This is a genomic window from Ruegeria sp. CI1 (assembly GCF_056536925.1).
The window spans coordinates 1-22,099 of the sequence record NZ_JBQFQP010000016.1; the positions used below are offsets into that span (position 1 = coordinate 1).

The window sequence follows — 22,099 nt, forward strand, 5'->3', positions numbered from 1 at the left end:
GACGCGATCAGCTCGATCTCGTCGCGCTGACGGCCAAGCTCCGACGCGATCGAGCCGTAAAGCTCAGGATCACGATCCGCGAGAGATTGGGTGAAAAAATCGTCGGTACGAGTTTTGGCGTCCATGGGGGCTCCGCAATGCTTGGGGTGTGTTTTGCGAATTTCCTATAGGAAACTGAATGGGCGAGAAAGGCCGTAAAGCGACGAATTGGCCCGCTGGGGCGTCAAGTCTGGCCTATCGCGGAAAGGTATGTTTGTTTCGGAACCAAATGCGCAGGACCGGAAACCTGAAAACATGAAAAAGAGAATCGCCTTTTTGGCAAGCGATGCGCAGGTGGCGCAGGACGCCCGCACAACCCTTGTGGGTCGGTACGGAAACGTGGCGCCGCGCGACGCCGATGTCATCGTGACCCTGGGCGGTGACGGATACATGTTGCGGACGCTGCACAATACCCAGCACCTGAACGTCCCCGTCTATGGCATGAACCGCGGAACCATCGGGTTTCTGATGAACGAATACAGCGAAACCGGCCTGACCGAGCGTCTTGACTCAGCTCAGGAAGAAATCATCAACCCGCTGGCGATGACGGCGATGGACCAGTCCGGCACGCTGCATGAGGCGCTGGCGATCAACGAGGTGTCGCTGCTCCGGGCCGGGCCACAGGCAGCGCGACTCAAGATCACGGTGGATGGTCGGCTGCGTTTGGCCGAACTGGTTTGCGACGGGGCGCTGGTTTCGACGCCCGCCGGATCGACCGCCTACAATTACTCGGCGCATGGACCGATTCTGCCAATTGGGTCGGATGTTCTGGCCCTGACGGCCATCGCCGCGTTCCGCCCGCGCCGCTGGCGCGGTGCGCTGCTGCCCAAGACGGCGCATGTACGATTCGACGTAATGGAGGCCGACAAGCGCCCGGTCATGGCGGATGCCGATTCGATTTCCTTTCCTGACATCGATTGGGTCGAAATCCGGTCGGAACCGGCCATCGAACACCGCATCCTGTTCGATCCGGGGCACGGGTTGGAGGAACGCCTGATCTCGGAACAGTTCACTTGAACGTGAAATTTGGGGAAAATTTTCGCTTATGTGAACGAGGTCACATTCAGGGTGGTTCGGTTGGTCTAGGGTGAGCTTACCCGGAGTGAACGTCCTGATGGGAGTGAGTGGCCATCGAAGCGGCGTTAAGTAAATGATTGCGCAATGTTTCGCGCTGGCGGGGGCGGTTGACGCCGCGCCCGTCATCAAACTCCGGGAATATTTTAGCATGCAGGCCCCGGGCGCAGCGAGCTGCATTTCCCCGGGGCTTATTTCTTTGGTGATACGGCCTGTCGCTAGACAGTTGGGCGCTTCCCGAAACTCTCAGCCCATTTGTGCCCAAAGCGCGTCGCACATGCGTCCGACGCGGGCTTCTATTGCGGCGGCTGCGTCCACCGCCATATCTTCGCGCCAGCGCCGCGCCACGATTTGTACGTTGATGGGCTGTCTGCCGCCGGGCAGGTCCGCCAATCGACTGGGAACGCATGCCGCAGGCAGGCCCATGAAATTCATTGCATAGGAATAGACGGCACATCCCAGCACCTCGTGCACGCCTTCGGGGCCTTCGGTGTCGCGGTCGGGTCGGAAGAACGGTTGCGGCAGGAAGGGCGTCAGAACCAGTGGGTAGTCCTGCGCAAACATGGACCATTGGCGCGCATAGTGACTGCGCGCCGCCATCATCCGAACAAGTTCGGTGTCGGTGAAGGGAGGAAACTCCTGAAAATAGACGTCGAAGATGTCGCGAATCGTGTCCGAGCCGTGGGCGTCGATATCGGATTTCATCAGCGCCCAGACCTCACCCATCAGCGCGCGGTACCCGTTACGGCCGCAATCGAACACATCGGGTGGCTCGACCTCCTCGACGACATAGCCCGCATCCGTCAGCGCCTCTCGCGCGGTGTTCAGCGCGGCGTCGACCTCGGGGTGCAAGTCATAGCCAAAGGTGGTCTTGGTGAAGGCCACCCTGATCGGGCCGTCCATCGCCTCGCCCCGCCACGGCAACGGCACGTGGAACGGATCGCGCGGATCGGGGGAGATCATCGTGGGCATCGCCAGGTGCAGATCGCGGGCGCTGCGGGTGATCAGCCCCTGTACCGACATGGATTGCGCCAGCATCCCACGTTCGGCAGTCTGGCTGGGGTTCCATGCCGGTATGCGACCCAGACCCGGCTTGACGGTGGTCGCGCCGTTGGCGGCGGCGGGAAATCGCAGGCTGCCGCCGATATCGTTGCCATGCGCCAGCGCGCCGATCCCTGCCATCACCGCAGCGCCCGCGCCGCCGGAGGAACCGCCGGGAGAGATATGTTTGCCCCACGGATTGTGGGTGCGCCCGTGCAGCGGGTTGTCAGTGTCGGCGCGAAAGGAAAACTCGGGCGTGTTGGTGCGCCCGATCACCACCGCGCCCGCACGTTCAAGGCTGCGCACGATGGGGGCATCGTCGGTGGCGACCAGGTCCTTCAGGGCGGGCACGCCGTTGGACGTGGCATAGCCCTTTTGATCGACATTGATCTTGATGGTGACGGGAACGCCGTGCAGAGGCCCCGGTTTCGCCCCGCGCGCGCGCGCCATGTCCAGATCGCGCGCCCGCGCCCGCGCCGCATCGGCGCAGCTTTCCACCACGGCGTTCAATGCCGGGTTGATAACGTCCATGCGGTCAATGGCGGCGGATACGACCAGTTCGGCGCTCAGATCGCCCGAAACGGTGCGCGAAGCGATGTCGGTTGCGTCAAGTCGCCAAAGGTCTTGTTGTGTCATGATCCGGTTCTCCCGCTCGCAGGTTAGGGGCAGCGGGGCGGGAAGTCCAAGCTCGGGCACAGAGAGTGACGCCGGGTCACGCGCCGCCGGATGTCAGGTATTTCAGCGCCAGTTCCACCGCCCGGTCCGAAGTCAGGATCGGCGGGAACAGGGTCAGCACGTCTCCCTGCGCGTCGAGCAGATAGACAAAGCTGCCGTGGTTGTAGACTGGGCCGTATTCGATATCGACATAGGCCAGTTCATTTTCGACCGAGAAGGCATCATAGGCCACCTGCAACTGGGCCTTGGTTCCGGTCAGGCCGACGAATTCCGGGTGGTATTTTGCCAGCGGCGCATCCATGTTGCCGGGCTGGTCGCGTTCGGGGTCGACGGTGATCATCACCGGTGTCACGCTCAGTCCCTCGGCCTTCAGGCGGTCGACCGCCTCGGCCATCATCGGCATGGCAACCGAGCAGATACCGGGGCAATTGGCGTAGCCAAAGAACAGCAGCTGACCATGCCCGTCCGGGTTCACCTGACTGCGGCGCTGACCGTATTGGTCGGTGAGTTCGAACGCGCCGCCCACGTCGAAGGGCAGGGGTGCGGTCTCTGAACCGTCTGCGACGGAGGTCGTCGTGACCACCGCCGCCAGAGCCATCACGAGCCTCGGAAGGCGCATCAGAACCAGTCCTTGATGAAGGCCTCGTCGGTTTCCAGGCCAAGACCGAGGTAGCCTTCGGCCTCGATCATCTCCTTGATCCGGGGGTCGCGGCGGAACCATGGCCCCTTGCCTTCGGCATCCGGGTTCTCCCTGGCCCAGACCTTGGTGAACTGGTTGGCCTTTTGCCATTCGCCGCCGGGTTCGCGGATCGTCTGCACCATATAGACGTTCTTGGCGCGCAGGTCCGGGTCTTCGATCATCAGCCCATCGACCTCGACGGTCTTGCCGCAATAGGGCGCGAGATCGGCGGCGGCGCCGCTGAAGGCAGGCTGGCCGTTCTTGAGCGGCAGGACCATCACGCCATCGGCGCTGCGCAAAAGGCCCAGCTGGCGCTTGCCCGCACCGCAATCGGCGGGGCAGTCGCCGGTCAGCTCGCAAAGCAGATCAATGACCTTGGCCTCGAACCGGGCAGGTTTTTCGGCATAAAGGTTCCAGGTCTTGGCTTCGGACTCGGCCGAAAAATCCTGTGCAAGGGCGGGGCTGGCCAACAGGGCCATCGCAAATGCAAGACGTTTCATTCCTTCGGCTCCGGTATCGCAAAGCCCGGCACCGGGCCGTAATCTTCGTGGTTGAGGTTGGTGATGCCCGCGTCGCTGACAACCTTTTCGACGATCAGGTAATTGATGCCGTCACGTTCGTAGAACATACCATCAGCCTCGACCGTGTGAGAGGCCAGACGCAGCGCGGTGTCGCCGCCCGCCAGCTTGTCATCGTTTTCCAGCTTGAGCACCATGTAGACCGTGCCGTCTTCGGCCTGCATCCCCACCGGGATACCGCCTGCCGAACACCAGAGCGCGCAGGTGTGATGCGCTGTGCCGACCACGGCCTCGGGGCCGCCCATGACGCCCGAATAATAACACCACGTATCGATCAGTTCCCCGGTGACCTGAATACGCTGCCCTTCGCTCGCAACTGCGGGCAGGGCGGTGCAACAGGCCAAGGCGGCAAGCAAAGCGCGCATGGCAGCATCCTTTTGTTAGGTTCCGTTTTGGAGAGAGGCTAGAAAGCTTGTCGGGCTATGGCAATCGCCCAGGCTGAAACGATTGATCACAGTTTCTTGGGGTCCGGTGCCGACCCGGTTTCACAATATCGACACGAGGCCGATTGAAGGCTTGGGGGTCTACACCAAGGCCACGTTGAAAACACCCGGGGGCAACGTTGAAATGTGCTATGCTGAGGTGGCCTGGTTCTGCGGAGGGTGCAATGTCCCGGAATGACACGACGTTTGTTGGAAATATCCCCGATATCTATGATACTTACCTTGTTCCGCTGATTTTCGAGCATTATGCGGCCGACCTGGCCGCCCGCGTCGTCAACCAGCCGGTCGCGGATGTGCTGGAAACTGCGGCAGGCAGCGGGGTGGTGACGCGGGCGCTGGCGCCGCTGCTGCCGGATGATGCCCGGTTTGTCGTGACCGACCTGAACCCGCCCATGCTGGAGCGCGCCAAGGCCAGGCAGGGGGTGGACCTGAGGATCGTGTGGCAGGCGGCGGATGCGCTGGACTTGCCGTTCGACGATCGGAGTTTCGATGCGGTCTGTTGTCAGTTCGGGATCATGTTCTTTCCCGACCGGGTGCGTGGCTATGCCGAGGCCCGCCGGGTTCTGCGCGACGGAGGGAGGTTTCTGTTCAACGTGTGGGACGGGATCGAGCATAACGAGTTTGCCCGGATCGTGACCGAGGTGGCCTCGACCCTGTTGCCCGCGTCGCCGCCGCATTTCCTGGCGCGCACGCCACATGGGCACGGAAATCCCGAACGTATCCGTTCAGAGCTGCAAAAGGCGGGTTATGCCCATGTCGACATCGAAAAGATCACCGCGATCAGCCGCGCCCCCGATCCGTCGCACCCTGCCATCGCCTATGTGCGCGGGACGCCGATGTACGGAGAAGTCGCGCCGCATGGCGAAGCGAAGGTGCAACGGATCGTGGAAGCCGCGACAGAGGAAATCCGCGCCCGCTTTGGTGCGGGCGAGGTTGCGGCAAAGATGCAGGGCTATGTGGTCACGGCAAGCTGACGCCGAGTGTTACTTTGCATAGCCGATGGTTTGCAGGGACGACCTGATCTCGTCCAGAATGGCCGGATCGTCGATGGTTGCGGGCATCTTGAATTCCTTGCCATCAGCAATCGAGACCATGGTGCCCCGCAGGATCTTGCCCGAGCGGGTCTTGGGCAGGCGATCCACCACGACGGCCAGCTTGAAGGCGGCAACGGGGCCGATCTTTTCGCGGACCAGTGCGACGACCTCCTTCACCACATCGCTGTGCGCGCGCTCGGTGCCCTTGTTGAGACACAGAAAGCCCACGGGCATCTGCCCTTTCAGGTCATCGCTGACTCCGATCACCGCACATTCTGCGACATCGGGGTGGGCCGCCAGCACCTCTTCCATGCCGCCGGTGGACAGACGGTGGCCTGCGACGTTGATGACGTCATCGGTGCGCGCCATGATGTAGAGGTAGCCATCCTCATCGATCATGCCCGCATCGCCGGTTTCGTAGTAGCCGGGGAAATGCTCCAGATAGGATTTCTTGAACCGCGCCTCGGCGTTCCAAAGGGTCGGGAGGGTGCCCGGCGGCAGCGGCAGTTTCACCGCGATGGCGCCCAGCTCGCCGGGTTTCATAGGGTGGCCGCCTTCGTCGAGGATCCGTACGTCGTAGCCCGGCATCGGCTTGGCGGGCGAGCCCAACTTGGTCGGCAGTTCTTCAATGCCCAGCGGGTTGCCCGCAATGGCCCAGCCGGTTTCGGTTTGCCACCAGTGGTCGACAACTGGCACGTTCAGCGCGTTTTGCGCCCAGATGATCGTGTCGGGATCGGCGCGTTCACCGGCCAGATAAAGGGCCTTGAGACAGCTCAGGTCGTATTTCGCCAGCATCTCGCCCTTGGGGTCCTCGCGCTTGACGGCGCGGATGGCGGTGGGGGCGGTGAAGAAGCTGCGCACATTGTGTTCGGAAATCACCCGCCAGAAGGTTCCGGCGTCTGGGGTGCCCACGGGCTTGCCCTCGAACACGATGGTGGTGTTGCCGTGGATCAGCGGTGCGTAACAGATATAGGAGTGGCCGACGACCCAGCCGACGTCGGAGGCGGCCCAGAACACATCGCCCGGATCGACGTTGTAGATGTTCTTCATCGTCCAGTTCAGCGCCACCAGATGCCCGGCGGTGGGGCGAACCACGCCCTTGGGCGCGCCGGTGGTGCCCGAGGTATACAGGATATAGGCCGGATCGTTGCCCGCGACCGGAACGCATTCCGCAGGTTCCACGCCATACTGGAAGCCGTGCCAGTTATAGTCGCGCCCGGGGGTCAGCTTGGCCACTTCTTGTTCGCGCTGGAAAATGACGCAGAAGTCAGGCTTGTGGCTGGCCATGTCGATGGCCCCGTCGAGAAGCGGTTTGTAGTGCACGACGCGCCCCGGCTCCATCCCGCAGGAGGCTGCGATGATCGCCTTGGGCTTGGCGTCGTCGATGCGAACGGCCAGTTCGTTGCTGGCAAAGCCGCCGAAGACGACCGAATGCACCGCCCCCAGGCGGGCGCAGGCGAGCATCGCTTCGAGCGCTTCGGGGATCATCGGCATGTAGATGATGACCCGGTCGCCCTTTTCCACGCCTTTGGCCCGCAGCGCCCCGGCCAGTTGGGCCACCCGATTGCGCAGGTTGACATAGGTAATGCGCCGTGTGACGCCCGAAACCGGGCTGTCGTGGATGATCGCGACCTGATCGCCGCGGCCATTCTCGACATGGCGGTCGACCGCGTTCCAGCAGGTGTTCACCTTGGCATCCGAGAACCATTCATAGAGCGGGGCGTTGTCGTCAAACAGCGCCTTGGACGGGGCTTCGACCCAGTCGATCCCTTTGGCGGCTTCCATCCAGAACGCCTCGGGGTCGTTCTTCCAGCTCTCGTAAACATCGCTGTATGCCATGGCGTCCTCCTCAACGTTCGGCTTTCCGGTTGTGTTAGGCGTGCCGGGTCAGTCGGGCAAGCATTGCGAATGACGGCGCGTCAGTTTATCGCAAAAACTTTGCATCTCGGCCGAAAATTGCCTGCAAATTTTTGCAAACAAAGCTATTTTCCGCGTTGATTCTGGAAAAAAACGTAGATTTGCAAATCAGCAAACACTTTACCTGCAAAGTGCGGCTGGAGAGATTCGCTGGTCATCCGGCAGTTTTGGCATAGCGGGGCAACGTGTCGTGGATGTTCAGCCAATGCAGGTGGTCGGAGTGAAAGACGTGGAACCTGGGCGCCAGGTCATCCGGGTTCTCCAGTGTTGCGGTGTAGAGATGGATGTTCACCGGGTCGCGGACGTTGCGATAGGCCATCTGGGTTCCGCAGTTGCCGCAGAACAACCGCTCGACCCCTTCGGACGACGCGTAGACACGCGGAGTCTCGCCAACCCATTTCACCTTCTCATGCGGCAGACCGAAAAACGCGGTGACGGGGGATGCGCAATTGCGGCGACAATCCGAACAATGGCAATAGCAACTCCATGCAACCTCGCCATCGCTTTGCCAGCGCACCGCATTGCAGTGACAATGCCCTTGCATTCTGACCTCCCTGAATGGGCGGTCGGAAAGGCGACCGCCGGACTTAACCGTAATGCGCTACAGGCGTTCCGGCAATGGCCGCCATGTTCAGGAGGCCGCGGGCGGTGATCGCGGGCGTCACGATATGGGCCTTGTTGCCCATGCCCATCAAGATCGGGCCGACCTCGATCCCGTCGGCCTTCATCTTGAGCACGTTGCGCACACCGCTGGCGGCGTCGGCGTGGGCAAAGATCAGAACATTCGCCGCGCCTTCGAGGCGGGAGTTGGGGAAGATGCGCTCGCGCAGGTCCGGGTCGAGCGCGGCATCGAGATTCATTTCGCCCTCATAGGTGAAATCGCGCGGTTTGCTGTCCAGAATTCGGATCGCGTCGCGCAGGCGCTTGCCGGACCCTTCGGCCTGATTGCCGAACTGCGACTGCGAGCAGAAGGCGATCTTTGGTTCCAGCCCGAAACGGCGCACATGACGGGCCGCGCCCAAGGTGATTTCGGCCAATTCTTCCGGGCTGGGCCGAGTGCGCACATGGGTGTCGGCGATGAAGAGAGGGCCGTCTTCGAGGATCATCAGCGAAAGCGCGCCATGCGGGCGCAGGTCGCCGTCATTCAGCACCTGTTCCACGTAGTTCAGATGCCAGCGGTATTCCCCGAAGGTGCCGCAGATCATGCTGTCAGCCTCGTCCCTCTGAACCATGATTGCGCCGATGGCGGTAGAATTGGTGCGCATGATCGCTTTGGCCAGATCGGGCGTGACGCCCCGGCGCTGCATGATCTGGTGGTAGGATGTCCAGTAATCATAATAACGGGGGTCATTTTCCGGGTTCACGATCTGGAAGTCCCGGCCCGGGCGCACCGAAAGACCGATCCGTTCGCAGCGCGCCTCGATCACCTCGGGGCGGCCGATCAGGATGGGGGTTTCGGTGGTTTCTTCGAGGATCGCCTGTGCCGCGCGCAGGACGCGTTCGTCTTCGCCCTCGGCAAAGACGATCCGGCGCGATGCGACGGCGGCGGCTTCGAAGACCGGACGCATCAGCAGGGCAGATTTGAAGACGGTCTGGTTCAGCTTTTCCTTGTAGGCTTCCAGGTCGGCGATGGGCCGCTTGGCCACGCCGCTTGCCATCGCCGCCTTGGCGACCGAAGAAGACACTACGCCAACAAGGCGTGGGTCGAACGGTTTCGGAATCAGGTAGTCGGCGCCAAATGTCAGCTGCTCGCCCTTATAGGCCGCCGCAGCCTCGGCGCTGGTGGTGGCGCGGGCAAGATCGGCGATGCCGTCGACGCAGGCGATCTGCATCTCATCGTTGATTTCGGTTGCGCCGACGTCCAGCGCACCCCGGAAGATGAAGGGGAAGCACAGCACGTTGTTGACCTGGTTGGGAAAGTCGCTGCGCCCGGTGGCGATGATGGCGTTTGGCGCAACTTCGCGCGCGGCATCAGGCAGGATTTCCGGCGTCGGGTTGGCCAGCGCAAAGATGATAGGGCGATCGGCCATTTTCGCGACCATCTCGGGTTTCAGCACGTTGGGACCGGAAAGCCCCAGGAACAGGTCGGCCCCGTCGACCACCTGATCCAGTGTCCGCAGGTCGGTCTTTTGGGCAAAGGCGGCCTTTTGCGGGTTCATATCCTCGGCCCGGCCCTCGTAGACCAGCCCGTGAATGTCGCACAGCCATACATTTTCGCGTTTGACACCCAATTTCAGCAGCATGTTGAGGCAGGCAATTCCCGCCGCGCCGCCGCCGGTGGAGACGATCTTGATTTCTTCGAAAGACTTGCCCGCCACATGCAGCGCGTTCTTGGCTGCCGCGCCGACGACAATGGCAGTACCGTGCTGGTCATCGTGAAAGACAGGGATGTTCATGCGCTCACGGCACAGCTTTTCGACGATGAAACAGTCGGGCGCCTTGATGTCTTCGAGGTTGATCGCTCCAAAAGTCGGTTCAAGTGCACATACGATGTCGGCGAGTTTTTCCGGGTCGGCCTCGTTCACTTCTATGTCGAAACAGTCGATGCCTGCGAATTTCTTGAACAGAACCGCCTTGCCTTCCATCACCGGTTTTGACGCGAGCGCACCGATATTGCCCAGCCCCAGCACCGCGGTGCCGTTCGATACCACCGCCACCAGATTGCCGCGTGCGGTATAGCGTTCGGCATTGTCGGCGTTGTCCTTGATTTCGATACAGGCCTCGGCCACACCGGGGGAGTATGCCCGCGACAGATCCCGGCCATTCGCCATCGGTTTGGTCGCCTTGATCTCGAGCTTCCCGGGTTTGGGAAATTCGTGATAGTCGAGTGCCGCCTGGCGCTGGCTGGTATTGTCGGACATGAAGCGAACTCCCAAAAATTTAGTTTAGCATTAAACTACTTTTGACGCAGGGGAAACAGCCTTGGTGTGGCCACAGCGTCGCAGGCGGCTTATTGCAAAACCGCCGCCTCGCGGCCACAGTCCCGCGCAAAGGAGAATGCCATGACCGACACCATAGCCGAGATGCGCCTGCCGACCAACGAATTGCGCGATGACATACCGTTCTACACCAAGGTTCTGGGAATGCGGATGGACATGATCTATCCCGCCGACGATCCGCGCGTTGGCGTCTTTTCCGGCCACGGGCTGCGTCTTCGCATAGAAAAGGACGCGCCGGAACCGCCCGGCACTCTGCGGATTCTGACCGAGAATCCCGACGGGTTCGCGGATGGCAAGCGGAGCATGGTCGCGCCGAACGGGACCCGGATCGAGATCGAGGAACGCAACCCGCCGCTGGTGATGCCGGAAACCGTGCATTCCTTTGTGGTGCGGCGGCTCAAGGATCAGGCGCCATGGATCATCGGTCGCGCGGGCATGCACTATCGCGATCTGGTGCCCTCGCGCCTTGGCGGCTCGATCATCGCTAGCCATATCCGCATTCCCGACGGCGGGCCGGTGCCCGACATGGTGCATTTTCATAAGGTTGGGTTCCAGTTGATTTTTTGCATTCACGGCTGGGTCGACGTTGTCTATGAGGATCAGGGGGAAAAGATGCGCCTGACAGCTGGCGACTGTTTCATACAGCCGCCGGAAATCCGTCACCGGGTCCTTGAGGCCAGCGACAACGTGCAGGTAATCGAGATCGGTGTTCCCGCCGAACACATCACCGAAATCGATCACGAGATGACCCTGCCCACCCCGAATTATCGCCCCGAGCGTGAATGGCAGGGGCAGCGGTTTGTTTACAATCGGGCCCGGGATGCCGAGTGGATGCCCTTCCGCTTGCCGGGGTATCTTTGCCGCGACACCACGATTGCCGAGAACACCAAGGGCGTTGCCGGAGTACAGGTTGTCCGTCGCGGCGATGGTGAGCCGCAATGGGCCACCCATGACACCGATATCCACTTTTCCTTTGTCATGAACGGCAAAGTGACGCTGGAAGGCGAGGGGCGCGATCCGTACCGCCTGGAACAGGGCGACGCCTTTGTCATTCCGCCCGGGATGCGCACCCGGCTGAGCGATCCGTCGGATGATGTAGAACTGCTGGAGGTGACTTTGCCGGGCACTTTCACAACGACGTTGGGATAAGCTGAATTTAGCTGTTGAAAACCGGTTGCGGGGGCTTCAATTTCCCGCGGCCTTTCTTTTAGGGTAGGCCATTCTGACCAAGTGATCAAAAACCGGGGAATCGCCATGTCTTTGAAAGAGACCGCCTTGACCGTTCGCGAAAATGCGCACGCGCCTTACTCGAATTTTAAGGTGGGCGCGGCGATACGGGGGGCCTCGGGCGCGGTCTATGCCGGGTGCAACGTCGAGAACGTGTCGTATCCCGAGGGCACATGCGCCGAATCCGGCGCCATTGCGGCGATGGTGGCGGCGGGCGAGACGCAGTTGACCGAAGTCTATGTCGTGGCCGAGTGCCCCGAACCTGTCACGCCCTGCGGCGGGTGCCGCCAGCGGCTGGCCGAGTTCGGCAAGGGCGACGTGGTCGTGACCATGGCGACAACCAAGGGCGCCGAGATGCAAATGACCATCTCACAACTGCTGCCCGGTGCCTTCGACACCTCGCACATGGAGGGACGCTGAACCGATGGATGCCCGTTCGATCATCGCCAAGCTACGCCGTCGAGAGGTGCCTGACGCCGCAGAACTGGCATGGTTTGCCCAAGGCCTTGCCGATGGTGGCGTCAGTGACGCGCAGGCCGGAGCCTTTGCCATGGCCGTTGTCATGGGTGGGCTGGGGGCTGATGGGCGCGCCGCCCTGACACTTGCGATGCGCGATAGCGGTGAGGTTCTCCAGTGGGATTTCGACGGGCCGGTGGTCGACAAGCATTCGACAGGCGGCGTGGGCGATTGCGTCAGCCTTGTTCTTGCGCCTGCGCTGGCCGAATGCGGGGCCTATGTGCCGATGATCTCGGGGCGCGGGTTGGGTCACACGGGCGGCACACTGGACAAACTGGAGGCCATTCCGGGCGTCACCACGCAGGTCGGAAACGAACGCTTACGGCAGATCCTGCAGGACACCGGCGCCGCGATCGTCGGCGCCAGCGGCAGTATCGCGCCTGCTGACAGGCGCCTTTACGCGATCCGTGACGTCACCGCGACAGTGGAAAGCCTGGATCTGATCACCGCCTCGATCCTGTCCAAGAAACTGGCGGCCAGCCCGGATGCGCTGGTGCTGGACGTCAAGGCGGGCAGCGGCGCCTTCATGAAGACCATCGAGGATGCGCGCAAGCTGGCAACAGCGTTGACCGAGACCGCGAATGCGGCGGGTTGCAAGACCTCGGCCGTGATCACCGACATGAACCAGCCGCTTGCGCCGGCGCTGGGTAATGCGCTGGAGGTGGCCGAAGTGATGACGGTTTTGACCGGTGGGGCCGATACGCCATTGGCGGACATCTCTGCCATTCTGGGCGGTGTCGTTCTGGCCGATGCCGGACTTGCCAGCGACGCGGCGGATGGGGAAGCCAAGGTTGCAGGTGTGATCCGCGATGGCCGCGCCGCCGAGCGGTTTGGCCGCATGATGGCCGCCGTGGGAGGGCCAGTGCATTTCGTGGACAACTGGGCGCGGTTTCTGCCTGAGGCGACCGTCATTCAGGAGGCAACGGCGCAAGACAGCGGCTATATCACCGCGATCGATGGTGAGGCGTTGGGGCTGGCCGTCGTGGCGCTGGGCGGCGGACGACAGGTGGAAAGCGATGTCATCGACCCGGCTGTAGGGATTTCGGACATCGTGCGGTTGGGTGACAGGGTGTCCAGGGGCACGCCGTTGGCGAGGGTGCATGCGTCGCGAGAGGATGCCGCGCGGCAGGCGGTGGCCGCGGTGCGCAAGGCGATCCGGGTGGGGTCGAAACCCGTCACGGCGCCGGATCTCGTTCACGAAAGGATCAGCCAGTGAACCGCGCCTTTCTTGTGGTTATGGATTCGGTCGGAATCGGCGGCGCGCCGGACGCCGACCGGTTCTATAACGGCACGCTGCCTGACGCCGGAGCCAACACCGTGGGCCATATCGCGCAGGCTTGCGCCGAGGGGCAGGCGGAAGAGGGGCGCTCAGGCCCGTTGCATGTGCCGCACCTGGATGCATTGGGCCTTGGGGCCGCGATACGGCTGGCTTCGGGCGACCCGACGCCGGGTCTGGATGCTGAGCCCGTGGGGGTTTGGGGCTGCGCGCGCGAGCATAGCATCGGCAAGGACACGCCCTCGGGCCACTGGGAACTGGCGGGTTTGCCGGTGCCGTGGGACTGGCACTATTTCCCCGATGAGCATCCTGCGTTTCCCGACGATCTGAGCCGCGCCGCAGCGCAGGCGGCAGGGACGGACGGCATTCTTGGCAACTGTCACGCGCCCGGTACAGCGATCATCGACCGGCTGGGGGACGAGCATATGCGCACCGGCTGGCCGATCTGCTATACCTCGGCCGACAGCGTGTTCCAGATCGCCGCGCATGAAGAAACCTTTGGGCTTGAGCGGCTTTATGATCTGTGCAGGGCACTGGCCCCGCGGCTTCACGGGATGAAGGTAGGACGGGTCATCGCACGTCCGTTCGTGGGCGTGCCCGAAACCGGGTTTACCCGCACCACCAACCGCCAGGATTTTGCCATCGTTCCACCCGCGCCGGTGCTGACCAACTGGGTGCAGGATGCGGGGGGCAGGGTGCATGCCATCGGCAAGATCGGCGACATATTCTCGATGCAGGGGATCGATACGCTGGACAAGGGCGCGGATGCCGATCTGATAAGCCACCTGTCGCGGCTGGTGGACGAGGCAGAGGAGGGCAGCCTGACCTTTGCCAACTTCGTCGAGTTCGACAGTCTTTACGGCCACCGCCGCGATATCTCGGGCTATGCCCGCGCACTGGAATGGTTCGATGTGGAAATCGGCGTGATCCTGAACAAGCTGCGCCGCGGTGACATGCTGGTGCTGACCGCCGATCACGGCAATGACCCGTCGTGGAGCGGCACCGATCACACCCGCGAACAGGTTCCGGTTCTGGTTGCCGGATGCGGAACAGGTTCGGTCGGGCAGATCAACTATGCCGATGTTGCAGCCAGCATCGCCGATCACCTTGGCATCGCGGCGCAGGGGCCGGGGAGGAGCTTTCTGTGAGCATCGCCGACCTGCCCAAGATCGAACTGCATCTGCATCACGAAGGTGCGGCGCCGCCTGCATTCATCCGGCAACTGGCCTTTGAAAAGAAGATCGATCTGCGTGGGATCTTCAAACCGGACGGCACCTATGATTTCCGGGATTTCGCCCATTTCCTTCGGATCTACGAGGCCGCCTGCGAGGTGCTGCAATCGCCCGAGGATTTCCGCCGCCTGACGCTGGCCATTCTGGAACAGAGCGCCGCGAACGGCGTGGTCTACTCTGAGACCTTCCTCAGCCCCGATTTCTGCGGCGGCGGCGACGTGCAGGCGTGGCGCGATTACCTGAACGCAATCCGGGACGCCGCCGACGAGGCCGAGCGCAAGTTTGGCATCACCTTGCGCGGGGTTGTCACCTGCGTGCGCCATTTCGGCCCCGACAAGGCCAGGCGGGCCTCGATCTGCGCCGCCGAGACCGCGGGGGACTGGATCACCGGCTTTGGTATGGGCGGCAACGAAAGCGTCGGGCGGCAGCGCGATTTCGCATGGGCGTTTGACTGCGCGCGCGAGGCGGGGCTGCGCCTGACCACCCATGCCGGCGAATTCGGCGGGCCGGACAGCGTGCGCGAGGCGGTGCGCGATCTGGGAGTCGAACGGGTCGGGCACGGTGTGCGGGCCATTGAAGACCCCGAGCTTGTGCATGAACTGGCCGACCGCGAGATCACGTTGGAGGTCTGTCCCGGATCGAACGTTGTTCTGGGCCTCTACCGCGATTTCGCGGCGCACCCCATCGCGCGCCTGCGTGACGCGGGTGTCAAGGTCACGGTGTCGACCGACGATCCGCCATTTTTCCATACCACCCTGCGCCACGAATATGAGATGCTGCACAAGGCATTCGGTTGGGGGCCGGAAGATTTTGCCGCGCTCAACGAAACGGCGCTGAACGCGGCATTTTGCGATGAAGAGACTCGTACGCGGGTCAGAAAAAGACTGGAGACAACATGAGCGAACATCTGACCATCGTCGATCACCCTTTGGTGCAGCACAAACTGTCGCTCATGCGTGACAAGGGCACCTCGACCGCCGGGTTCCGGCAGCTTTTGCGCGAGATCACGCAGTTGCTGGCCTATGAGATCACCCGCGAGATGCCGCTGACCACACGCAGCATCGAAACCCCGTTGGAAGAAATGGACGCCCCCATCCTTGCGGGCAAGAAACTGGCGCTGGTGTCTATCCTGCGGGCGGGCAACGGTATGCTGGACGGGGTGCTGGAGCTGATCCCCTCGGCCCGCGTCGGCTTTGTCGGCCTCTATCGGGATGAGGCGACGTTGCAGCCGGTGCAGTATTATTTCAAGGTGCCCGAGGGGCTTCAGGATCGTCTGGTGATCGTGGTAGACCCGATGCTGGCGACCGGCAACAGTTCCGCCGCCGCCGTCAAGCTGCTGAAAGAGGCGGGGGCAAACAACATCCGCTTCCTGTGCCTGCTGGCCGCACCCGAAGGTGTCGCCCGGATGCAGGAGGCGCATCCCGACGTGCCCATCGTCACCGCCGCGCTGGACCGGCAACTAAACTCCAAGGGCTATATCATGCCCGGCCTCGGCGACGCCGGAGACCGGATGTTCGGCACCAAATAGACAAGCTGAAGCCGAATGCGGCGGGCGGCTTTTGGCAGGGCCGCCGTCAGACAAAAAAGACGCATGGGTAAGTGGGTTCCGGCGGTGCCGCGACGCGTCGAACGGACCGCGCCACGTCAGCTCAGAACGCCGGAAATAGATGCCAGCGCGGAGCGGGCGGTAGAGGCAACAGCAATATTTCCAAAGCCGCTGTTATTGTCGACTACCTCGAAAAACTCGTTTTCGAGCTCGCGTTCGTATTCGGCGATCAGGGATCGGGCTTCAACCTTGAGTTTCTCGCGGGCATCGCCTGCGGGGGTGTTCACGATCTCGTCCAGCTTGTCCTCGAGGCGGGCATCCAGGTTTTTGATGTAGTCCATCAGACCGCCAATCTCGCTGGTGACATCCAGGTCCTCGATATCCGCCGTTGCCGCCACGATGGTGCTTTGCAGCGAGCGGATTTCCGATTGCATCTTGGCCCGGGCCGATTCCCAGCGCAGGCGGCTTTCGGCAAATGGTTTGACGTCGTCGGGAATATCCGCGGCGAAAGCAGACCGCCCGTCGTCGCGACCGGCTTTCAGCATCTCGACAACTTTCGGCAATGCCGCCAGCGCTTTGCTGTAGTCACCATCTGAGGCACAGTTCGTTGCCCAGTTCCAAGCAGTGCGGAATGCGTCGACGTCGGCAACCTGGCCCATGCTCAGGGCCTTTTCGGCAAGTGGCGAGATCTTGACAAAGGCCGCCTCCCATTTGGCCTGATCCGGTGCTGCCTTTTCGGCTGCCGTTTGTTCCTTTTCCTGCGCCACCTGCGACGCAGTCAAGGCAGCCTGAACTTTTTTCAAAAGCACTGCCGCGCCGGATGCGTCCGCAGCTTGAATCAGCCCGTCTGCCTGATCAAGGGCGGCGTCGAGTTTCGCCTTTACGTCCGCAACCGACCCTTCGGCACGGACGCGCAGTTTGGCGGCAGCCTCGGTCAATTTGGCCAGGTGCGGATCGGCGGCCCGGTCATTGGCAGGTCCTGACAGTTTGTCGATAACACCTTCGACGGTGGTCATCGCCTTGTCTGCGGCATCCAGTTCCTGTGCTTTGATCTGTGCGACAATGCTTTTCAGTGCGTCGTTGAGCTTTGCAGCGGCATCGGGAAGCGTTGCGGCCCGCTGTTGAGCCGACTTGATCCGCGCCACCAGGCCGGCAGAGGACTGTTGGTCCGCTGAAACAGGTTCTTCTGCTGCCTGTAAGTCCTTGTCGCCGGGCTCAGCTGCGGCGGCGGTATCGGAACCGTCGTCCATGAGATCCGGATCGTCCGGCATGTCCTCTATGTCTTCCTCGAGGACATTTCCGTTGGCATCGAGGACCTGGACGTTGAGCATGACCTTGTTTGCCTTCAGGAACCGTTTGAGGTTCTTCGCCAGGGCCGGGATCACCCGTTCGCAAGTCAGCTTCATGACCTTCTGCTCGACTTCGCAAGTGCCGAAGGCCACTTTGACGCCAGGTCCTTCCTTTTTTGCCGTCTTGGCCAGCAGGTTGCCCGGCTTTTTCCGGTGCATCGCAAAGTAATGTTCGGCGGGATCCTTGCCGGGATTGAAGGCAAAGGGCAACCGACCCCTGCGCGCCAGCTTGACGAATTTCTTTAGTTCGGGACCGTTCAATGCGTCGTCTGGCATGCTGTCTCCAATCGTTGCTCGGGAAGCCGTGGCCGGCGGCACCTCAGGTGGCCGGTTCGAGCGGTAGCGGCGTGTAGGTTTGCGCGGTCAGATTCGGGTTGGTCGGTGATGCCTCGACCCGGTAGGGAACAAAAAGTGCGGTGTCGTAGACGTAATAGGTGAGCGTTTCACCGGCTATTGCGGGAACAGCTATGGCTGAGAAATCCGGAATGCCAAAACTGCGTGAGCGGATCACGTTCTGTTCGTAGGGCTGGCCGGGTTCCTCGGCCTCGATCCGGGACCGGTAGAGCGCTTCGTACTCGGCTGCGTCATCGATGACGCGGTACCGTGTCCGGTAGGAAAAATGAGTCATCATCCGGGCAACCTTGCTGGCGTTTTCCGGGGCCGCCGTGTCGTGGGAGGATTGCACCACTTCGCCCCAGTCTGAATAGGCTTGGGTGCCGATATAGACCACCGGCTTCTGTTCTTCGCCGAAAGTCAGGGCGATACGGGGCATGCTGTCTGACATATTTCTCTACAACCTTTGTGCTGTTAACCCACCGGGCGGGTCTTGGCCCAGTCCCGGTCGACCCAATCCCGCCCAGCCGGGCTGAGCGAACCAGGCGGATCTGATTTTTTCCACATGATCGGTTCGCCGGTACCGGGATCTGGTGCGATAACAAAGCTGGTATGGCTTGGACCCGACCCCCAGTTGGTGTCGGCGATCAGAATTGGCTCCGGCATAGGCAGGTTTGCGGCCATTGCGGCGCGCACCGAGTCGCGCGACGGGTTCTTTCGCAGGATGGCTGCATAGGCCTCCTTCTTATCTTCTACGGACTTGCCGTCGTACTTGGTGCCCTGCGTGGCGGCCCAGGCACTAACTTGTTCGTCGGTCAGCGCGTCGATGACAGCATTCCACATCGCGTTTTGCCCCCCGCGAATGGAGGCGTCGATATCAGCTGACGTCATCGCCGATCCGGGCCTACGGCTATCCAGCGCCGTCTCCGCGACGCCCTTGTGGGGATCGGGCACTCCGTTCAGAGCGGATTTCAGAGCGGCATCATAAATGCTGGCGGCCTGTTCCTTGGGAACCTCGATCGCCAGCAACGTGTCGCCCATGCCAATCAGGTGGGCTTCAATTTCGCTCTTCGATTTGCCGCGGATCGCGTCCTGTGACGGATGCGTGGGTTTACCGTTGAAGATGTGCTGCCCGAGCGTGAAGAGCGAAACATTCTTGTCGTCGCCGTCGAAGGCCGTCATCAGCCCGGCAACGATGTCGATGGTGCGTTCTCCTTCGCTCTTGGATGCCGGGTCACCTTCCTTGCGCACCAGATAGGTTGACTTGGACGCCGGGTCCAGCAGCACCCGGTCGACCTCCTCGGGCATTCCGCCGGGTGCCAGTTGCCAGATCGCATTTGATCCTTGTTTGAACGAGTCGACAAACTCGTCGCTGCTGACAATCGCGCGCAGCGCGGCCTCATCCTCGGGCGTTTTGAGCCGATCCTTGTATACGTTCTTGGCGACTGCGAAAGCGGCTTCGATGAACTTGGTCTTGCCGGCCGCATAATCCTTGTCATGCACGTTTCTGCCACCGACGATGGCAACAAAGCAGCCGAACTTGGATGACCCATCTGACGATGTTGAGGCCTGTTCGGCAGTTGAATCGTAAATGAAGCTGGTTTGCAGCGCGAGTTCGGTTCCGAGCGTGAGACGGTCCAGCAGCGCTTCGTCTTCGTCACCGGATAGATCCCGCAATCCCTCGACGACCGAGGACTTTGCCATTGCGTCGACTATGCACCGATCGCGACGCTTGCTGTTGCTGGAAACCTCCAGCGCCGCCCCGGCGCTCGCCGCGCTGTATTCGATTGCCCGGGTGATCGGGTTGTCGCCCGCCGTGTGTTCCGTGACCAGGGGAATAGGCGGCGGCGGCAGAAGATCGTCAGTTTGCTGAAGCGGCGTGAATGTGCCCTTTTCCAGCGCTTCCTTGTACAGGTCCATTGCCCGTATCGGATCCTGCTCTCGCAGGGTGATCATCCCTGCGGTGGCAAAACAGCTGCCGACGCTGCCCTGTTCGATCGGGTTGAACATCGCCACCAGAAGCGCCTGTTGGGTGATCTCAGCCGTCAGCGGGTCGGGTGGCACCCATTCTTCGCCATGAACCTGTTTCATCAGTTCGACGGCCAGGGTTGCCCCGCTTCCTGTCGGAGGGACTGCTGTGCGTATGCGCTCTTTGGCCTCTTCCGATTTCAGCGTTTCAATTGTCTCTTCGACCTGCCGGGTGTGGATCGGGGTGACTGCCCGCAGCGCGTTGTGGCCGTAATTCAAATCCGCCATCGCCTGAACCACCGAGGGATCGTCAAGGTTGTAGGGGTCGCCGCCGGACTTCAGAATGGTGTCGGCAACCGCAAAACCGCGACGGCTGGCAAGCTGAATGTACTTGTCGCCGGATTTGACCGACATGCGCGCGTCAGTCAGGTGTGAACTCCCGTCGACATAGGCCAGGGCGCCATCGAGGTACTCTTCGCCACGAAATGCGCCGTTCTTGAGAAGCATTCCGGCGTGATACTCCGCATAACTCGGGCTGAAATATAAAAAACCGCCTTCTCCGCGCGCACCTTTATCGACAAGCTCGGCAAACGGTTTGATCTTGTCGGCAACCGCATCGGCATGGTCGCTGTACCTCGCGGCATCTATGGCTGCGCCCGCCAGAGTGGGAGAGGCACTGATCGCTTCGATGAATTTCGTCCGGCTTTCGTCGCTCATTCGGGTTGGGCTGGTGGACGTGAGCGCGCCGCCGGGCGCCAGGGTCTCGGCCAGGAGTTTGGTGCCGGCGATGGCATCCGACAGCTTTTTTGCGTCCAGGTATTTCTGCCGGGCTTCGGCGACCTCTTCGGGAGTCGGAGCCGGATCCCGATTGTGAATGCTGGCGAGTGTACCATTGGCCGCCTTTGTTGCGGCACTTGCCGTCGCGGTCAGCTCCTCGGTGATTTCGCGGCCTTGCAGGATGGTGTCGAATGATTTCAGAGCGCTTCTTGCTGCGTCTGCTGCTGCACCATCCGTAGGTAGGGCAAGATTGGCCATCCGCTGGCGCACCCGGATGTCGCCCTGCTTGTTGTTCAACTCGGCAATCTTCGACTCGGCCACCGTCATTTCCGCACGGCTGGGAATGTCATCGGCCAGTTGACTACGGCCCTGTTCCTTCAGAGCAGTGAGCTCTTGGACCTCTTCGGGAGAATGGCCGTCAGGTGGAACAGCCGCCGCATCCAGCCTGTCAAGTATAGCTTGCTTTTCGGCCCGCAGCGCTGTTTTGACTTCGTCGACCCGGGGCCCGAGCGCCGTCGCTTGGGCGATTTCGGCACTGTAATCGCCGGCATATCCGGCGTCGGCCAGTACCGCTTCGATTTCGGCATGTGCGGCGTTCAGGTCCGGCACCTGCGCGTGATCGGCCGGAATGCTGTCGATCGCGGTCCGGGCCTCCTCCAGCGCGGTCCTGAGTGCTGCGGCCTGTTGCGCACGCAGATCGCCGATCCGTCGCGCAATTGCCTCGACACGATGTGCGATTGCACGGGTATGGGCCTGCACGTCGGCAATCGTTGCATGGCTTGGCATTTCATCGGCCAGCATGGCATTGCCCGCAGTGAGCATACCGGCAATTTCTGTAACTTCCTCCGGGGTTGCGTCGTCTGGCGCAATCGCGGTCGCCGTAAGCGCGTCCAGTTGCTGTTGCCGGCGCGTGCGCAAAGCGGCCTGAAAGACAGTTGCATCGGCAATAAGCTGATTGGCGCTTGCCACCAGCCCGTCAATGTCCCCGACATATTCGTCGTCGGCCTCGACACTGGCCAATTCGGCGTGGGTTGCGTTGTAGCGCGTTACCGCGCTGTGGTCGTCGGGGATTGCGTCGATGACGCCCCGCGCCTGAACTCGCAAATCTATGAAGGTTTCATATGCGTCGCGTACGTTTCGGTTGTGCTCTCGATCAGCCCGCGATTTCCGGCGGAACCGCCGCTTGATCACGAATTTTTCCAGAAATTCTTCCTGTTGACGCGTAAGCTCCAAGAGGCCGCCCCTCGCAATGATCTTATTAAACCGTTTTTCCCAAGCTGGAGGGACCTTCAAACAAGCTTACGTGTTCCATAGGGCTACGACAACGGTTTTGGGTTTGTCCCTGTTGTGATGGGGGGGTGCCTTTCCGGATTCGGCATGTCATTTGTTTGTAGCACTGCATTTCGAGGGTGAGACGACTTTTGAACAAACTTGTCGAGCCGTGGTCCGCCGCGCC

18 protein-coding genes are annotated in these 22,099 nt (G+C 61.7%); 8 read left to right on the forward strand and 10 right to left on the reverse strand.

Annotated features, from left to right (window positions below; genetic code table 11):
- Nucleotides 1–294: 294 nt before the first annotated feature.
- Nucleotides 295–1,056, forward strand: a complete 762-nt coding sequence (locus tag ACR0LZ_RS17440) for an NAD kinase (protein WP_480751181.1) — start codon at nt 295–297, stop codon at nt 1,054–1,056.
- Between the two features lie 303 nt (nt 1,057–1,359).
- On the opposite strand, the gene ACR0LZ_RS17445 is transcribed toward ACR0LZ_RS17440, so the two are convergent.
- From ACR0LZ_RS17445 to ACR0LZ_RS17460, 4 genes are all read right to left on the reverse strand, one after another.
- The gene (locus tag ACR0LZ_RS17445; RefSeq protein WP_480751182.1) at nt 1,360–2,790 is read right to left on the reverse strand and encodes an amidase family protein; all 1,431 of its coding nucleotides are present in this window, start codon (nt 2,788–2,790) and stop codon (nt 1,360–1,362) included.
- 76 nt (nt 2,791–2,866) lie between these two features.
- The gene (locus ACR0LZ_RS17450; protein WP_480751183.1) at nt 2,867–3,448 is read right to left on the reverse strand and encodes an SCO family protein; all 582 of its coding nucleotides are present in this window, start codon (nt 3,446–3,448) and stop codon (nt 2,867–2,869) included.
- A complete protein-coding gene (locus tag ACR0LZ_RS17455; RefSeq protein ID WP_480751185.1) occupies nt 3,448–4,008 on the reverse strand; it encodes a hypothetical protein in 561 nt (186 codons plus the stop codon). Before ACR0LZ_RS17455 ends, ACR0LZ_RS17450 begins: the two co-directional genes overlap by 1 nt.
- Complete coding sequence (locus tag ACR0LZ_RS17460) at nt 4,005–4,451, reverse strand: hypothetical protein (RefSeq protein WP_480751187.1); 447 nt, start codon at nt 4,449–4,451, stop codon at nt 4,005–4,007. The genes ACR0LZ_RS17455 and ACR0LZ_RS17460 overlap by 4 nt, the downstream gene beginning before the upstream one ends.
- A gap of 242 nt (nt 4,452–4,693) precedes the next feature.
- On the opposite strand from ACR0LZ_RS17460, the gene ACR0LZ_RS17465 reads away from it, so the two are divergent.
- Nucleotides 4,694–5,503, forward strand: a complete 810-nt coding sequence (locus ACR0LZ_RS17465) for a class I SAM-dependent methyltransferase (protein ID WP_480751188.1) — start codon at nt 4,694–4,696, stop codon at nt 5,501–5,503.
- A 9-nt stretch (nt 5,504–5,512) separates the two neighbouring features.
- Here ACR0LZ_RS17465 and prpE read toward each other — a convergent pair whose 3' ends face one another.
- The 3 genes from prpE to ACR0LZ_RS17480 all read right to left on the reverse strand — a co-directional run bounded on the left by prpE (nt 5,513) and on the right by ACR0LZ_RS17480 (nt 10,341).
- Nucleotides 5,513–7,402 (reverse strand): propionate-CoA ligase PrpE, encoded by a 1,890-nt coding sequence (prpE, locus tag ACR0LZ_RS17470; protein ID WP_480751190.1) that lies wholly within the window; start codon nt 7,400–7,402, stop codon nt 5,513–5,515.
- Between the two features lie 232 nt (nt 7,403–7,634).
- Nucleotides 7,635–8,024: a GFA family protein gene (locus ACR0LZ_RS17475; RefSeq protein ID WP_480751192.1), complete on the reverse strand. Its 390-nt coding sequence runs from the start codon at nt 8,022–8,024 to the stop codon at nt 7,635–7,637.
- Between the two features lie 43 nt (nt 8,025–8,067).
- Entirely contained in the window at nt 8,068–10,341 is a 2,274-nt protein-coding gene (locus ACR0LZ_RS17480; protein ID WP_480751193.1) for an NADP-dependent malic enzyme, read from the reverse strand.
- A gap of 141 nt (nt 10,342–10,482) precedes the next feature.
- Here ACR0LZ_RS17480 and ACR0LZ_RS17485 point away from each other — a divergent pair, with 141 nt between their 5' ends.
- From ACR0LZ_RS17485 to upp, 6 genes are all read left to right on the forward strand, one after another.
- Entirely contained in the window at nt 10,483–11,568 is a 1,086-nt protein-coding gene (locus ACR0LZ_RS17485) for a cupin domain-containing protein (RefSeq protein WP_480751194.1), read from the forward strand.
- An 81-nt stretch (nt 11,569–11,649) separates the two neighbouring features.
- Nucleotides 11,650–12,066 (forward strand): cytidine deaminase, encoded by a 417-nt coding sequence (locus tag ACR0LZ_RS17490; RefSeq protein ID WP_480751195.1) that lies wholly within the window; start codon nt 11,650–11,652, stop codon nt 12,064–12,066.
- Between the two features lie 4 nt (nt 12,067–12,070).
- The gene (locus ACR0LZ_RS17495) at nt 12,071–13,378 is read left to right on the forward strand and encodes a thymidine phosphorylase (RefSeq protein WP_480751197.1); all 1,308 of its coding nucleotides are present in this window, start codon (nt 12,071–12,073) and stop codon (nt 13,376–13,378) included.
- Nucleotides 13,375–14,586 carry a phosphopentomutase gene (locus ACR0LZ_RS17500; protein WP_480751199.1) on the forward strand — a complete coding sequence of 404 codons (1,212 nt, stop codon included), beginning with the start codon at nt 13,375–13,377 and terminating at the stop codon, nt 14,584–14,586. Before ACR0LZ_RS17495 ends, ACR0LZ_RS17500 begins: the two co-directional genes overlap by 4 nt.
- On the forward strand, nt 14,583–15,569 hold the full coding sequence (locus tag ACR0LZ_RS17505; RefSeq protein ID WP_480751200.1) for an adenosine deaminase: 987 nt from the start codon (nt 14,583–14,585) through the stop codon (nt 15,567–15,569). Before ACR0LZ_RS17500 ends, ACR0LZ_RS17505 begins: the two co-directional genes overlap by 4 nt.
- Entirely contained in the window at nt 15,566–16,198 is a 633-nt protein-coding gene (gene upp / locus ACR0LZ_RS17510; protein WP_480751202.1) for a uracil phosphoribosyltransferase, read from the forward strand. Before ACR0LZ_RS17505 ends, upp begins: the two co-directional genes overlap by 4 nt.
- A 116-nt stretch (nt 16,199–16,314) precedes the next feature.
- Here upp and ACR0LZ_RS17515 read toward each other — a convergent pair whose 3' ends face one another.
- Genes ACR0LZ_RS17515 through ACR0LZ_RS17525 form a run of 3 tightly spaced genes read right to left on the reverse strand, consistent with a single transcriptional unit; the run spans nt 16,315 to nt 21,876 of the window.
- Complete coding sequence (locus ACR0LZ_RS17515; RefSeq protein WP_480751203.1) at nt 16,315–17,841, reverse strand: hypothetical protein; 1,527 nt, start codon at nt 17,839–17,841, stop codon at nt 16,315–16,317.
- 43 nt (nt 17,842–17,884) lie between these two features.
- Nucleotides 17,885–18,337 (reverse strand): hypothetical protein, encoded by a 453-nt coding sequence (locus ACR0LZ_RS17520; RefSeq protein ID WP_480751205.1) that lies wholly within the window; start codon nt 18,335–18,337, stop codon nt 17,885–17,887.
- Between the two features lie 35 nt (nt 18,338–18,372).
- Nucleotides 18,373–21,876 (reverse strand): hypothetical protein, encoded by a 3,504-nt coding sequence (locus ACR0LZ_RS17525; RefSeq protein ID WP_480751207.1) that lies wholly within the window; start codon nt 21,874–21,876, stop codon nt 18,373–18,375.
- Nucleotides 21,877–22,099: the final 223 nt, after the last annotated feature.